General features: G+C 41.7%; 17 protein-coding genes. 13 read left to right on the top strand and 4 right to left on the bottom strand.

Annotated features, from left to right (window positions below; translation table 11 throughout):
- Positions 1 to 274 precede the first annotated feature (274 nt).
- Together FD724_RS13790 and FD724_RS13785 are read left to right on the top strand one after the other, a co-directional pair.
- The gene (locus tag FD724_RS13790; protein WP_179073018.1) at positions 275 to 2,161 is read left to right on the top strand and encodes an ArsA family ATPase; all 1,887 of its coding nucleotides are present in this window, start codon (positions 275 to 277) and stop codon (positions 2,159 to 2,161) included.
- A gap of 45 nt (positions 2,162 to 2,206) precedes the next feature.
- Positions 2,207 to 2,491 (top strand): hypothetical protein, encoded by a 285-nt coding sequence (locus tag FD724_RS13785; protein ID WP_179073017.1) that lies wholly within the window; start codon positions 2,207 to 2,209, stop codon positions 2,489 to 2,491.
- 208 nt (positions 2,492 to 2,699) lie between these two features.
- Here FD724_RS13785 and FD724_RS13780 read toward each other — a convergent pair whose 3' ends face one another.
- The 4 genes from FD724_RS13780 to FD724_RS13765 form a co-directional block, all read right to left on the bottom strand.
- On the bottom strand, positions 2,700 to 3,131 hold the full coding sequence (locus FD724_RS13780; RefSeq protein ID WP_179073016.1) for a pentapeptide repeat-containing protein: 432 nt from the start codon (positions 3,129 to 3,131) through the stop codon (positions 2,700 to 2,702).
- A 71-nt stretch (positions 3,132 to 3,202) separates the two neighbouring features.
- Positions 3,203 to 3,604, bottom strand: coding sequence for a hypothetical protein (locus tag FD724_RS13775; protein WP_179073015.1), 402 nt, complete (start codon positions 3,602 to 3,604; stop codon positions 3,203 to 3,205).
- A 12-nt stretch (positions 3,605 to 3,616) separates the two neighbouring features.
- Positions 3,617 to 3,946 (bottom strand): hypothetical protein, encoded by a 330-nt coding sequence (locus tag FD724_RS13770; protein WP_179073014.1) that lies wholly within the window; start codon positions 3,944 to 3,946, stop codon positions 3,617 to 3,619.
- 306 nt (positions 3,947 to 4,252) lie between these two features.
- On the bottom strand, positions 4,253 to 4,507 hold the full coding sequence (locus FD724_RS13765; protein WP_114085075.1) for a gas vesicle protein GvpG: 255 nt from the start codon (positions 4,505 to 4,507) through the stop codon (positions 4,253 to 4,255).
- Positions 4,508 to 4,721: 214 nt separating this feature from the next.
- On the opposite strand from FD724_RS13765, the gene gvpN reads away from it, so the two are divergent.
- The 11 genes from gvpN to FD724_RS13710 all read left to right on the top strand — a co-directional run bounded on the left by gvpN (position 4,722) and on the right by FD724_RS13710 (position 14,938).
- The gene (gvpN, locus tag FD724_RS13760; protein ID WP_179073013.1) at positions 4,722 to 5,894 is read left to right on the top strand and encodes a gas vesicle protein GvpN; all 1,173 of its coding nucleotides are present in this window, start codon (positions 4,722 to 4,724) and stop codon (positions 5,892 to 5,894) included.
- Entirely contained in the window at positions 5,891 to 6,241 is a 351-nt protein-coding gene (locus FD724_RS13755) for a gas vesicle protein (RefSeq protein WP_114085077.1), read from the top strand. The genes gvpN and FD724_RS13755 overlap by 4 nt, the downstream gene beginning before the upstream one ends.
- On the top strand, positions 6,228 to 6,662 hold the full coding sequence (locus FD724_RS13750) for a gas vesicle protein K (RefSeq protein ID WP_179073012.1): 435 nt from the start codon (positions 6,228 to 6,230) through the stop codon (positions 6,660 to 6,662). The genes FD724_RS13755 and FD724_RS13750 overlap by 14 nt, the downstream gene beginning before the upstream one ends.
- A gap of 185 nt (positions 6,663 to 6,847) precedes the next feature.
- A complete protein-coding gene (locus FD724_RS13745; protein WP_179073011.1) occupies positions 6,848 to 7,591 on the top strand; it encodes a GvpL/GvpF family gas vesicle protein in 744 nt (247 codons plus the stop codon).
- Between the two features lie 273 nt (positions 7,592 to 7,864).
- The gene (locus FD724_RS13740) at positions 7,865 to 9,688 is read left to right on the top strand and encodes an AAA family ATPase (protein WP_179073010.1); all 1,824 of its coding nucleotides are present in this window, start codon (positions 7,865 to 7,867) and stop codon (positions 9,686 to 9,688) included.
- 406 nt (positions 9,689 to 10,094) lie between these two features.
- Entirely contained in the window at positions 10,095 to 10,784 is a 690-nt protein-coding gene (locus FD724_RS13735) for a GvpL/GvpF family gas vesicle protein (RefSeq protein ID WP_179073009.1), read from the top strand.
- Positions 10,785 to 11,024: 240 nt separating this feature from the next.
- Complete coding sequence (gene gvpA / locus FD724_RS13730) at positions 11,025 to 11,246, top strand: gas vesicle structural protein GvpA (RefSeq protein ID WP_012408764.1); 222 nt, start codon at positions 11,025 to 11,027, stop codon at positions 11,244 to 11,246.
- Between the two features lie 197 nt (positions 11,247 to 11,443).
- A complete protein-coding gene (locus FD724_RS13725; RefSeq protein WP_179073008.1) occupies positions 11,444 to 12,151 on the top strand; it encodes a gas vesicle protein GvpC in 708 nt (235 codons plus the stop codon).
- Positions 12,152 to 12,595: 444 nt separating this feature from the next.
- Positions 12,596 to 13,927: a response regulator gene (locus tag FD724_RS13720; protein WP_179073007.1), complete on the top strand. Its 1,332-nt coding sequence runs from the start codon at positions 12,596 to 12,598 to the stop codon at positions 13,925 to 13,927.
- Positions 13,928 to 14,027: 100 nt separating this feature from the next.
- Complete coding sequence (locus tag FD724_RS13715; RefSeq protein WP_069071669.1) at positions 14,028 to 14,390, top strand: response regulator transcription factor; 363 nt, start codon at positions 14,028 to 14,030, stop codon at positions 14,388 to 14,390.
- 14 nt (positions 14,391 to 14,404) lie between these two features.
- The gene (locus FD724_RS13710; protein WP_179073006.1) at positions 14,405 to 14,938 is read left to right on the top strand and encodes a chemotaxis protein CheW; all 534 of its coding nucleotides are present in this window, start codon (positions 14,405 to 14,407) and stop codon (positions 14,936 to 14,938) included.

The following is a 14,938-nucleotide window of genomic DNA, read 5'->3' as shown; positions in this document are numbered from 1 at the left end:
CGGTGTACACACATCCATACCCAGAGCAAGTTTCCAGCCCAAAAAGAAGGATTCAAACTGACGTAGCCCCTTTACAAGGGGAGGGTTAGGGTGGGGTAAAACCCGGATTTGTCAATTATTTCCAACTTGTGTGTACACGGTAGTCTATAGGATAGAAGTTTTGTAAATCCTAGAAAGATTAAGGTTTTAAATAGGTTTATTCAGCAAAATTACTTAAGTAACTTTCAAAAATATGTAGTAACTTTATCCTAAAACGCCAGAAATGACAAACGGGATGGAACTTTTTGATAACCTACACCTTGCTATGTTTAGCGGCAAAGGTGGAGTCGGAAAAACGACAATCTCCTGCACCTTTGCATGTCGTTGGGCGCAGAAATTTGCCAATGAGAAAATTCTTTTAATCTCAACCGATCCGGCTCACTCTCTTGGAGATGTTTTACAAGTTAGCGTTGATGACATTCCTCGTCCCATAGCGGAACTACCCAATCTACTAGTAAGGGCGTTGGATGCAAAGCGTCTGCTACAAGACTTTAAAGAACGTTATGGTCAGGTGTTAGAACTGTTAGTGGAGCGCGGTAGTTTTGTTGAAGGAGAAGACTTGTCTCCAGTTTGGGATTTAAATTGGCCTGGACTGGACGAGTTGATGGGCTTGTTAGAGATCCAACGTCTTTTCAACGATCAGCAGGTAGATCGAGTAGTAGTAGATATGGCTCCTAGCGGTCATACTCTCAACTTGTTTGGATTGATGGATTTTTTAGACACTTTCCTCCACTCTCTTGAACTGTTTCAAGAAAAGCATCGGATTATTAGTAAGACCTTTGCTGGAAGTTACACACCCGATCGCGCTGACGAGTTTTTGCAAACCCTGAAAGCTGAACTGTCGCAAGGCCGTCGTCTGCTTCAAGATCCCACGCATACAGCTTGTTTGTTAGTTGCGATCGCCGAACCAATGAGTTGGTTGGAGTCAAAACGATTCCTAGAAGCCTTACAAACCATGCAGATTCCTTGCGGAGGGTTGTTTGTTAACCAAGTCCTTGCCAGTGCGACTGACCCAGATCGTTACCAAGAACAACAACCGATGATCGGTCAGTATACGGCTATTGCTAACGGAAAGCCGATGTTTATTGTCCCGCAGCAAGATAAGGAGCCTTTGGGAATTGTAGCCCTCAGCCATCTGATCGACCAAATCCATGTTCCTCAGCTTGAACCGCCATCTCCTGTTCATCTACTCCCAATTCAATGGCCTGAAAAAATTTCTCCTAGCTTTGGAGATTTTCTCACCGAAGGTCGTCGCCTATTACTAATTGGCGGTAAGGGTGGAGTAGGCAAGACCACAGTAGCAGCTGGGATTGGTTGGGCTATGGCTCAACAACATCCCGATCGTAAAATTCGCATGGTTTCTATCGATCCAGCCCATTCCTTGGGTGATGCCTTTGGTTTGAGTTTAGGACACGAACCATATCAAATAACTGCCAATCTTCGAGGTCAGGAAGTGGATGGCGATCGCATTGTCGATCAATTCAGAGCCGATTACCTATGGGAACTGGCCGAAATGATGAGTGGCGAAACCCAAACAAGCGAAGCTATTGAAATGGCCTATGCTCCTGCTGCCTGGCGCAAAATTGTCGATCAAGCTTTACCAGGGATTGATGAAATACTTTCCCTGTTAACAGTAATGGAATTGCTAGAGCAACAAGAAGAAGACTTGATTATTTTAGACACTGCTCCTACAGGTCATCTTCTGCGTTTTCTAGAAATGCCAACTGCATTAGCAGACTGGCTAGCTTGGATTTTCAAACTCTGGATCAAGTATCAGAATGTCCTTGGTCGTACAGAGTTTATGGGGCGTTTACGAACTTTGCGACAGCGCGTAGTCAAAGCCCAAAAAGTGCTAAAAGACCCACAACAAGCAGAGTTCATTGGGGTTACACTTAACCAGACTAGCGTACTTGCCGAACAACAACGCTTGTTCAAATCTATGCAAGAAATAGGTGTAAGTCAGAATTACCTTGTTCTCAACCGTTTTACTTCTACAGCAACCATTAATTGCGATGACTGCGAGACAAATTTTCCAGGTTTGACAATAGTTCGCTTACCAATGCTTCCTCGCTCAGTTCAGCCTTTAGAACGCATCCAAGCAGCCGCAGCCTGTTTATTTTAACGGCTAATTAGACTAAATACTTTCATACCCAAAGAGAAATTTATTATGCATCGCACTCCAAACCGCAGACAAATTCAAGCCAAATTTAGCACCATGCCTCCTCAACGTTCTCAAGCAACAGCTTACTTAAATGCTTACAAAATGATGTTAGAGAAGGAGCGTTTAGAGGAGGAACTAAAGAAACTCGAAGCACGCCGACATCAGATTCAGCAGCGTCTTGCTATTTTAAATAGTCAAACACTTGCTGAAGAAGACACGACCCATCAGCAAGCAAAGATTGACTTGGAGAAAAAGACACCAAAATTCAAAACCTTAACATTGGAATACTAAGTACTAAGATTTCAGCTTGTCTATTCTTCGCAAGGAAGTTGCGAAGCAAAGGCTTAATACCTACTCTATAAAGCATTGCTGAAAGCACTAAGAGCGAAGCGGGGGCGGCAGAAAAACATCAGCCAAAATTAGCGTTTGTCCTGGTTGCACATCTAAGCCTGTTAATAACCAACATAATTAATGCTGAATAAATTAGTTGAAAAATACCTCATACCCACTCAGCATCTTGAAGGATAGTTTCTTCAACGTTCGCTCCGTCAAAACTGCTAATTCCAATCTCAGCATCGTTCAACAAAGCGCAAAACAAGCAGGCATCCTCGAAGCAAACTCCGTTACCGTAAGCCCGGCTAAAATCAGCGAAGCTTAGATCAGAACGAGAGAAATTAACGTAGCTCACATTGGCATCTCGAAAAATAGCATTTCTTAAAATGGCATATCTAATTTTGGTATATGCAGGATGGCGATCTCTACCATAACCCCCACTGAGATCGGCACCAGTAAAGTTAACTCCACTAAGATCCGCTCGATCTAAATTAATTTCTCTCAACACAGCCCCACTCAAATCGACTCCGTTCAAGTCAACTCCAGCAAAATCACGCTCACCAACAGCGTAACGCTCCAACAACTCAACAGCCGTCATATTCCAACTCATAAATTAGGCACGAAAATTCGTTGCTTAGTTATTTCTTATTTCTACTCAATTGCCTAAAATTAGCCAGATAGCTTCATAAGGAATGAAGAATCGACATCTAAAAGCCAATTCTCATCAATAAATTCTAGATTTTCATCATAAACAAGAACCAATTCACCAAGTTTTTGAGCATTGCTACTTGCAGTTTTTGTATTATCAACAGCATCAGCTATGAGCAAAAACTTTAGTTGTAAAAAACGTTCTTTGTGAGTAACGCCTATTGAACTGCTAACTAATTCGGCTTCTAGGGTACGAGGTAACGTAATTTTCTCATAATATTCATCTTGTTCATCCCAATAGCCACACACTTTATAATCACACTGGTCAAGATGTTCTTGAACAAGAAGATTAGCATCTAAACTTTGTAATATTTCAGTTAAATCTTGCCAAACTTGATGATTTTTTAATTCGAGCCTTGTCATAGTTATGTGGGTTTAATGTTCTGTTACCAAACCAGGGAAGTGCAATATACCATCAATGAATTTTGCATGAAATCGGCGTAGGCGCAGCCCGCCGCAGGCATCGCCACCTTTACCTAAGACTTTAGATTTCAAATCGTAGCCAGATTCTTGGGAAGCCACCAAGCCAACATTACCGCGAGGAGGTACAAGCCCTTTCTCAATGGCTTTTAAATGTTTCCCCTTCCGATCGTATTTTAATCCCAACTTTATTTGTTCACTGCCAAATAAAACTAGCAGACCACTGATTGAAAGATATACAGTATCAGGTTGAATATCTGCCCAATTATCGGGTAAAGCTTCCATTAAATTTACGACTTACGCAAGTGTCACAAAAAATTAAAACTTTTAGTTTGTAGTAAGGGCTTCAGCCCTGATTTTGAGGACTAAAGTCCTCTCTGCGAGACGCTACGCGTAGCTTGCTTCCCCGAAGGGGTACACTACAAACTAAAAATAATATGCCAGTTGCGTAAGTCCTAAAATTAATACTTGTACAGTAGAAGCATAATTTATTTAAGTATAATAGCTAACAAAATTTTTAAAATTAACGTGAGTCTCCAACGGAGGCGCACGTTAGTTAAAGCAATAAATCACACAAGCTAGGAAAGAATTTCAATCCTCTTGTGTCTGATCGCGTTCCTCCTGTTCTGCTTCCAGAATCGCTAATAAAAGAGCTTCTTCCTGAATTTCAAACTCTTCTTCAGGAATTTCCCCCATATCAAAAGCAAGTTGGAGTGCAAGAAGTTGCTTGCTGAGATTTTCTTTATCATCAATTTCAGTACTGGCATGTTCTAAAATTTTTTCCCCAAGCCACGTTACCCCCATTAATGGGCCAGTAATCGGTAATAGTAAGAAGCGCAGAACCATATTGCTTTACACCTGTGTGGACTTCTTAAAGGTATCCTCTCAACACCGTAATCATGCTGATGACATAAATATTAAACATTACTAGTCTTGTGTTGATGCCAAAATCCGTTGGATTTGAGTCCAGTTAAGGCTGATTGACATCTGTATTTTATATTTGCAATGTAACAAAAAAGACTTTCGTATAACACATTACTATTGAGGAGGTACTTAAAGTTTGACAACAGTATTAAATGCATCTCCCCAGCGATTTGTCAATACACCTGCGGTTCAACGCGTCGCTCAACGTGCTTTGCGCTATCTACAGTCAGGTTTTTCCATACACTTACGTGGTGCAGCCGGAGTCGGAAAAACTACTCTGGCAATGCATCTAGCTGATTTGCTCAACCAGCCGATCATCCTCTTATTTGGAGATGATGAGTTTAAAACCTCAGACTTGATTGGTAATCAATTAGGTTATACCCGTAAAAAGGTTGTTGATAACTATATCCACAGCGTTGTTAAAGTTGAGGATGAACTCCGACAACACTGGGTTGATGCACGATTAACCCTAGCTTGTAAAGAAGGATTCACGCTGGTTTACGACGAATTCAATCGATCGCACCCGGAGGTAAATAACGTTTTACTCTCCGTACTTGAGGAGAGGTTGTTAGTATTACCAACAAACCAACATCGAGCCGAGTATATCCGGGTTCATCCTCAGTTTCGGGCAATCTTAACATCAAATCCTCAAGAGTATTGTGGAGTTCATGCAACTCAGGATGCTTTGATGGATCGTGTTATTACCATCGATATGCCTACACCTGATGAACTGAGTCAGCAGGAAATTGTAGTTCATAAAACAGGCATAGATTCTGAGAAAGCAGAAGTAATTGTCCGCTTAGTACGGACGTTTTGGAGTCGATCTGGCTCTGGACAAGGCGGTGGATTGCGTTCCTGTCTGATGATTGCCAAAATCTGCCACGAACACGAAATTTCTGTAAACCCTGGAGATCCTAACTTCCAAGATATTTGTGCCGATATCCTGCTTTCTCGCACGAATCAACCTCTCATGGAAGCAACTCGGCTACTGGAAGAGGTTTTAAGTGAATTGCATCATAGTATAAATACTCAAACTCAGCCGTCAGAGATAATACCAAACAACCAAAATCAGGTTGTATTGGAACAACGAGTACCTTACGAGCATGAAGTCTACAACTACCTGTGTAATTCTCCAGGAAGGCGTTTCTCTGAATTGGCAGTAGAACTAGGGATCGATCGCAGTCAAATTGTGGCTGCACTCAAATCTCTCAGAGAACAGGGAGTATTAGTACAAATGCAGGGCAATGCCGAGTCGCCGAGCATATCACAGACAGTTGCTTTTGATTCTGGCCATTTAATAAACAAATGAGTACTAATACTAATCGGGGAGCTATCACCACATCAACTCAAGGTTCTACCTTGGCAGATATTCTAGAACGGGTTCTGGATAAAGGCATTGTTATCGCAGGAGATATTTCTATTTCCGTAGGCTCCACAGAACTGCTCAACATTCGGATTCGTTTGTTGATTTCTTCTGTTGATAAAGCCAAAGAGATTGGAATTAATTGGTGGGAGAGCGACCCCTATCTTAATAGCCAAACTCGCACCTTATTAGCAACTAATCAACAACTTCAAGAGCGTCTTGCCAGTCTAGAAACAGAACTGCAATCGCTTAAAACACTCAATCCTATTAATCATCAGAATGCAGGGGATTAGCAAATCAAAAGGTTCTGATTCGGGTTTAGCACCGTTATTACTGACGGTTGTTGAACTGATACGCCAACTCATGGAAGCTCAGGTGATTCGGCGAATGGATGCTGGCACTCTCAACGACCATGAGCTAGATCGGGCTGCCGAAAGCCTTCAACAGCTTGAACAACAGGTTGTTAAGCTTTGCGAGATATTTGATGTTGACCCAGCCGATCTAAATATTAACTTGGGTGAAATGGGAAATTTACTTCCCCAATCTGGAGGATACTACCCCGGTGAAACCTCTAGTCAACCCTCTATCTTAGAACTTCTCGATCGCCTATTAAATACGGGTGTTGTGGTTGAAGGTGACTTGGACTTAGGACTGGCTCAATTAAGCTTAGTTCATGCCAAGTTAAGATTAGTACTCACTTCTAAACCCCTGTAACTTTTTTATCACTGATTTAACTGATTTAAGGATTTCACGGAATGAAGGATATGGCAGTAAATACTCATGGTTTAATACCCCAACAAGACTCTTAGCAAGTAATGCGATTGGGTTAAATCCCCATTACAAAACTTAATTACGAATTACGAATTATTTAACTACATTCTTCTTGGTAAGACATTTATATGAGTTTTTACATTTATGGAATTTTGACCTTGCCTGCTCCACAAAATTTAAATTTAGAGGGCTTAGATCGGCAACCCGTACAAATTAAAATTTTGGATGATTTTGCAGTAATCTACTCAGAAGCACAGCAAGAGCGTTATTTGGCCAGCCGTCGTAACCTGCTAAGTCATGAAAAAGTCCTTGAGGAGATCATGCAAGGAGGCGATCGCTATTTACTGCCCGTGCAATTTGGACTTTTGGTTTCCAGTTGGGAAACGGTTTCACAGCAATTAATTCGTCCTCATCAAGAAGAATTGACGCAAATGCTTGCGAAGTTATCGGGTTGCCGAGAAGTTAGTGTCAAAGTTTTTTGGGATACCGATGCAGAAATTCAAGGACTATTGGCAGAACACCCAAATCTCAAAACCGAAAGGGATAAGCTAGTCGGTCAACCCCTGAGTATGGAGCGGGTAATCCAAATAGGGCAAACCATCGAACAGGGAATGAGCGATCGCAAGCAAGGCATCATAGATGTATTTAAAAGCACGCTCAATTCCATTGCGATCGAGGTGGTAGAAAATGCTCCCCAAATGGACACAATGATCTACAATTCAGCCTACCTAATTCCTTGGGAAGCAGAATCACAATTTAGCGAACACGTTGAAGCGCTCGATCATCAATTTGAAAACCGTTTACGAATTCGCTACAACAATTTCACTGCCCCGTATAACTTTGCTCGTCTTCGATTAACCACTTCCAACTGATTAATTCCTCTCTCTGTTGAACAGCAATAAAAATTGAGAATCAAAAATTATTGAAACTTTTAATTTTTTTGTAAATAAAATTTTTCTCTGCCTTTTATTTAAGAGGATGTTTGAAAAGTCCTCTTGTCGGTAGCAAAACGTTCTAGATCCCCCTAAATCCCCCTTAAAAAGGGGGACTTTAATTCTGGTTCCCCCCTTTTTAAGGCTAGGGGGGATCTAAAAGTGCCCAAAATCACAGTGAAACACTTTTCAAACAACCTCTAACTAAAATCAATGGACGACATATTTAAAGGATTTGAACACCTATTAGAAATTGCAAAAGCTTTAGAAGAAAAAGTAGAGAAAGGGGAGTTAAAAACTTCTATTCAAATTCGGTCTCATAATCTCAGTAGTATTCCCCGGCAAGGCAATATTCCGAGAACAAGTAATTCCAGCCGAGTCAGATCCAATTCCACCGATGCAGCTACACCAACGGATGATACTGATGTCACCCCCCCATCAGCTCGGACGAACTCAAAAGCTTCTTGGCAAGGTATCGGCGGCTTGGCTGATGTTCTCCAAGAAATCAGAGAGTTAGTTGAAATTCCACTTAAACGTCCAGATTTATTGGTGAAATTAGGGTTAGAGCCTCCGCGTGGGGTTTTGCTCGTTGGCCCGCCCGGTACGGGAAAAACTTTAACAGCCCGTGTTTTGGCAGAAGAGTTAGAGTTAAACTACATTGCCATCAATGGCCCAGAGGTGATGAGCAAGTATTACGGGGAAGCAGAAGCTCGTTTGCGAAGTATTTTTGAGAAAGCAACTCGTTCTGCTCCCTGCCTGATATTTATTGACGAAATTGACAGCCTGGCCCCAGATCGCAGCCAAGTGGAAGGTGAAGTTGAAAAAAGATTAGTGGCGCAGTTGCTTGGGTTAATGGATGGGTTTGCCAAAACCGAGGGCGTACTTGTATTAGCGGCAACAAATCGTCCCGATTATCTCGATCCGGCGCTGCGTCGTCCGGGACGCTTCGATCGCGAAGTTCAGTTTCGGGTTCCCGATCGCAATGGACGATTGGAAATTCTGACGATTTTGACAAGTGCCATGCCCTTGGAGACTTCAATTAATTTAGGAGCGATCGCCGATTTGGCTGTCGGTTTTGTTGGTGCCGATATCAAAGCTCTTTGTCAAAAAGCAGCCTACATTGCCCTGCGTCGTCAAGTCCCCTCGCTCAACAGTCCCGTTCCTGAGAACATGACTATCATCCAGCAGGATTTTCTGGAAGCAATTAAAGAGATAAAACCCTCAGTTCTCAGGGATGTAGCAATTGAAGTACCTAGTGTCAGTTGGGATGACATTGGTGGTTTGGACGATGTTAAACAAAAACTTCAAGAATCTGTGGAAGGCGCACTCCTTTATCCTGAACTATACGAGCAAACCAAAGCCAAGCCTCCTCGTGGAATTCTGTTGTGGGGGCCGCCGGGAACGGGAAAAACATTACTTGCAAAAGCGATCGCTTCCCAGGCTAGAGCCAACTTTATTGCTGTGAATGGCCCGGAATTACTCAGTCGATGGGTAGGTGCCGCAGAACAGGCAGTCAGAGAACTCTTTCGCAAAGCTCGGCAAGCAGCTCCTTGCGTTGTGTTTATAGATGAAATTGATACCCTGGCACCAGCACGGGGACGATTCACTGGTGATTCTGGAGTTAGCGATCGCGTTGTCGGTCAACTACTCACCGAACTGGATGGGTTGCATGAATGCCCGAAAGTACTGTTAGTAGGAGCAACCAATCGTCCAGAAGCGATCGATCCTGCCTTGCTTAGAGCCGGAAGATTGGACTTACAAATAAAAATCGATCTACCAGATCGAGCCAGCCGATTAGCGATTTTACAAGTTCACAATCTAGATCGTCCCCTGGTTGATGTCGATTTAGAAACCTGGGCGACAGTTACCGAGGGTTGGAACGGCGCAGACTTGGCTTTGTTGAGCAATCAAGCTGCTTTAAGCGCAATTCGTCGATACCGCGCCCAAGGATTGACTGACTCCAGCTTGATTCAGATTACAAATGATGATTTCCAAGTTACATACCAAATGCTTGCTAATCAGCATCAATCTCAATAGTGTTCTGTCCCATTAATTCTGATGGCTGAACTCCTTCTTAACTTTTCTTCCTTTGCGCTCTTTGCGTCCTTTGCGGTTCGTTCTCTGATCCCTCAAAATTAATGGGAGAGACTAATAGTCTCTTCCTTGAAAAAATACAGAAGTTCAGAGCGGAAGCTACTTAGAGACTTCCAAATAAAAAATATCCAATTAACTCTTGTGGGGTGGGCATCTTGCCCGCCCGCCCTATAGACTGGGCGGGCAAGATGCCCACCCCACAATATTGGATAATTTATTTCTTGGAGTTTCCTTATCCTCTGGAAACACCTTTGATGTCAAAAGAAGCGTCCCGGAGGACTTCCTAACTTTGGTAGAACAAAAGGGAATTATTAGTTAGTTAACTTTATTTGTCCAGACTTAATTACTTATGTCAATATACGTTTATGCTCTTCTAGTCCCGACCGAATCACCGCTTGTTCTACCTTTAGGGATGGAAAGGAATATTGAACTCGTTTACTCTTCTGGTTTAGGTGCGATCGTAGAGCCGGAAATCTCCCTGGAGGCAATACAAGCAACGGATGAGCATTTACTTCAAGCTGTATTAAACCACGATCGCGTGATTCGAGAACTTTTTCAACAAACTCCTCTTCTTCCCCTACGCTTTGGGAGGGGTTTTACCTCGCAAGAAAAACTGCTGAATCATTTAGAACAGCACCAAGAACAATATCTAGAAACCCTAACTCAGCTAGCAGACAAAGTTGAGTACACTTTAAAATTGACACCCTGTGATTTACTTGACGATTCTGACACTATTGATGCCAGGGGAAAAGCCTATTTATTAGCTAAAAAACAACGCTACCAAACACAGCAAGCATTTCAAGCACAACAATGCGAACAGTTGGAACTCTTGAACCAGTTAATTCTCAAAACATATACAAATGTTATCTGTGAAACTCGACAGTCAGATGTGCAGCAAATCCACTTTTTGGCACAGTGCAACGATTCAACGGTCAGTACCCAGCAGTTTTCCCTTTGGCAAGTACAATGCTCGCACTGGCAATTAGCACTCAGCGAACCTCTCCCACCGTATCATTTTCTCAAAAATACTCTCATATAAATTCATAAAAAATAATATTTATAACTTTCCCAGAAAAAATCAAGATGAGATGATTTTTTCTTAAATTTTTGTCTAAAAAAAATATTGTTAACTTTTTAATATTTTTTTATTTTCTTATATTTATCTTATATTTTTGGGAACACTAAACTCAGGAAGAATAAAACACATTGTGTAAGTTTTACCTACTGCTCAATCAGAGCAAGATGAAATAAATAATTAGAGTTGTGAGAGGAAAAGAAAATGGCTGTTGAAAAAGTTAACTCATCTTCAAGTCTGGCTGAAGTTATTGACCGCATTTTGGACAAAGGAATTGTAATTGATGCTTGGGTACGTGTTTCTTTAGTTGGTATTGAACTGCTATCAATAGAAGCTCGGATTGTAATTGCTTCAGTTGAAACTTACTTAAGATATGCCGAGGCAGTTGGTTTAACATCTCAGGCTGCTGTTCCATCTGCTGCTTAACCCCACATTAGAAAAGGGAGTCTTTATGGCTCCTAAGCTGATGCGCGTCTAAAGTATATAAACACTCTTGATGGTCGTTGACAGATGACTATTGACGGTTAACAGTCATCTGTCATCAGTCATCAGGTAAATGTACAAATTAAATGCGTAACAGCTTATTTAATATTTCTAGTTAACAAAATAGGAGATATCATCTGATGGCTCTCAAGAATTTATGGGAACAAGAGCGATCGCAGCGATTGCAAATAACTGCTGAACGCCGTCAAAAAGTTAAGCAGTGGAAACAGCTAACTCAACAAGAATTGCATCTGCAAGCAGATATGCTCCATCAAGAATTGAGCAGTTTTGTTACCAGCCTTCACAACGACAGGAACTTACAACAGCAGCAATTTCAGCAAGAGATTGTAGAGCGGCAATTGGAAATATTGCAAATAAAAACAGATGTCTGCCAACGCCAGCAAGAATACCGCCAACAGCGGGCAGCAAAGGCTCAGGCATTATTCCAAAACTTGCAAAATTTCCGGGCAATCTTACATAACAGTGTTTGGGACGATTATAGTCCCGAACAACCAGTTTCCCCGACTCCTGTTAAAGAAGAGAAATCAGTTGTAACAGTTCCAAAATGGTCAATCTCCCGTTCTGCAATTAAAGCTAATGGTTTTCGTCCTTCCGCCAATACGATGACTAAGAAAGTGCCTGCCTTGAATGCGGATACTGCTAAATCTAAAGTGCAGCAATACATTCAGCAAGCTGAAGGAGCTACTCTGATAGAAATTGAAGAAGTGATAGGCTTAAGCCGGGTGCAAACGATAGATGTCCTGCGCTCCTTGATTAAGCAAGGCGTACTAGAACAACGCGATCGCCAATACTTTATTCGGCAACAAGCAATTTCTGGACAAACTTAATTCAAGCTCACTTTTTGTATTTGCAGACTAGCGGTTGGACGATTGTTTATGTCTATCGCCTTAAGCAGCAGAGTACAAAATCGATAAGCATTAAAGCTGGTCTATGCTTTGTAGTATTCAACATTCCCATCTTTTTCAGGTCTGTATTGCAACCACATCTATAAAAGCAATTTGCTCAATAGATGTAACATGGCAACAAGTTAACCTATTAATAATTAGTTAACCTATTAATAATTAGAAAAAGAGCTTAAATCTTTGTTCAAGTTTCCGGCTTTTAACTTTAAAAATATCCAGATTTGAAAGGGATATAACAACCTGGGATAGCTCAATCAAGGTTTTGAACTGTGCTATTGGCAATCTCACAATGAAGTTAGTAAGCTGGATTGTTTTAGCAATTCTAATGTAAATGCAAAACTCTAGATATATTAGGAGGTGCGATCCATTGTGAATCAATTGATCGAGCAACTTCAAAATAAATTATTCACAGGTAGGCTAAATCTTGAAGCAAGGGATGGGCCGACTTGGACGCTATATTTTCGTTTAGGACGATTAATTTGGCAGGCTGGCGGTTCTAATGCCGATGAGCGATGGCGACGACACTTGTTGCGGTACTGTTCTAATGTGGATGTGACACAGTTGCAGCAGCTTGTTTCTCCCCAGGAAAATTATCGCGAGTATTCCATTCTTGCTAAGTTGCGAGAACAAAAATTAATCGAACAACAACAACTTGTTAGCCTGATTGCAAGCTCAATAGCTGAAGTCCTGTTTGATATAATGCAGTACATTGAAGCCAAAAGAAATGGCGACAATCCAGCAGGGCAGTTTTCACATACTACCTTTGTTGGTGAAGTTCCTGGGGTTCTCCTAGCTGTAATACCAACAGAGGAAGTCTTGAAACGGGCTACACAAGCCTGGCAAGAATGGCGAGATGCAGGACTGGCTAATTACTCGCCCAATTTATTTCCGATAATTCAACAAATTGAGCTACTCCAAGGACAAGCATCCTCTAAACAGATTATTGCTCTAGTTGATGGCACAAAAACTTTACGAGGTCTAGGGCAAAAAAGCGGTCGGGATGTCTTAGCTTTGACTCGGTTATTGATGACATTGGTAAAAACAGGGGCGATCGCTTTTTCACCTACCCCAAAGCTCAGGCAGGTTGGGATTAGTAAAGAAACTGGCAACCCGTCCAGTGCAGTTAATAATTCCAATTCTTCACTAAAGACAGAAGAAGACACTGTTATACAAGTTGCACCCAATTTCAACAAAGTTGCTCCCCCAGCGACTAGTAAAGAAATTGTCAGTCCGTCCAGTGCAGTTAATAATTTCAATTCTTCACTGAAGAAAGAAGAGAACACTGTTATACAAGTTGCCCCCCCATCGGCTAGTAAAGCAATTATTGATGTCTCAAGACCTTTAGTAGCCTGTGTCGATGATAGTCCGATGATCTGTCGCAGTTTGGAGGAAATTCTCACCCATCAAGGTTATCGCTTTGTTGGCATTCAAGATTCTTTGACGGCAGTTTTAAACCTAATTAAAAGTAAGCCAGACTTCATTTTTTTGGATCTATTGATGCCAAAAGTAAATGGCTATGAAATTTGTTCTCAAATCCGTAAAACTCCAAGTCTCAAAAATGTGCCGGTTGTCATCTTAACGGGGAAAGATGGAATAGTAGATCGGATGCGAGCAAAATTAGTAGGGGCAACTGACTTTTTGGGTAAACCTGTAGAAGCAGAGAAAGTACTCAATGTGCTTCACAAGTATTTAAGTGTTTAGGTTGAAGTGGTAGTTATGCCAGTGGCTCCCCTACATCCATTTTCAAAACACATTTGTCGCAATAATTTGTCAAATTCTAAATTAAATAGTTAGGAAAAAAATGAAAAAAGTTCTTTTAGTTGAAGATAGCCTCACAGAATCCGAAAAGATGACACGTTACCTAGAGCAAGGAGGATATTCAGTTTATGAAGTTCGTAGTGGTGAAGAGGCTCAACTCAGGTTGAAACAACAAAAACCTGACTTGATTTTACTGGATTTGATTTTGCCAGGCCAAAGTGGATTTGAGTTCTGCCGCAAGTTGAAAGCCGATCCGACAACAAAAGGAATCCCGGTAGTGATTTGCTCAACTAAAAACACAGATGTTGATAGAACTTGGGGCAATATGAGTGGTGCTGATGGCTATTTAGTCAAACCTGTAGATGAAAATACCTTGCTCCAGACTGTTAATAAATTTATTCGCTAAAGGAAACTAGGGCAATGTTACAGGGCAATGATAGCTTTTCTTCGCTACCCATGAATAGCCAATTTCGACTTGAAAACTCTTCTCAAGGAAACAACCAGAGGTTTTTAAGATTTCCATTGAATGGAAAGGTAAATGGGTTACTCCCATTAGCTGATTTGCGGGGAGTAATTCAGGTTGCGCTGACCGAGATTTTGCCAGTACCGCAGGTAGCAGAATTCTTGTTAGGCATAATGAATTGGCGGGGAGAAGCGATCTGGATTCTTGATTTAGCAGCTTTATTGGGAGCAACACACTGGTGTCGGCGAGAAGGTATGCGTAACTCTGGCATGGCGATGCTTGTTCAAGTCCAGAATCAAACCGTCGGGCTGTTGGTGGAGCAAGTCAATACTATTGAAGTTCACGATCCCCAAGAGCGGTTAGCGATTTCGACATCGATGTTACCTGCCAGATTAGGCTCATTCTTACAGGGTTACTTTGTGGATTCTCAAGGTAGCCCTTTGATGTTACTTGACACCCAGGTTGTGATTCAAGCCCTTCAGCCTCTGTGA

Source organism: Nostoc sp. C057 (assembly GCF_013393925.1).
Classification (GTDB): domain Bacteria; phylum Cyanobacteriota; class Cyanobacteriia; order Cyanobacteriales; family Nostocaceae; genus Nostoc; species Nostoc muscorum_A.
Note: the sequence above shows the minus strand (reverse complement) of the source record. Positions and strands in the feature narration are given on the sequence as shown.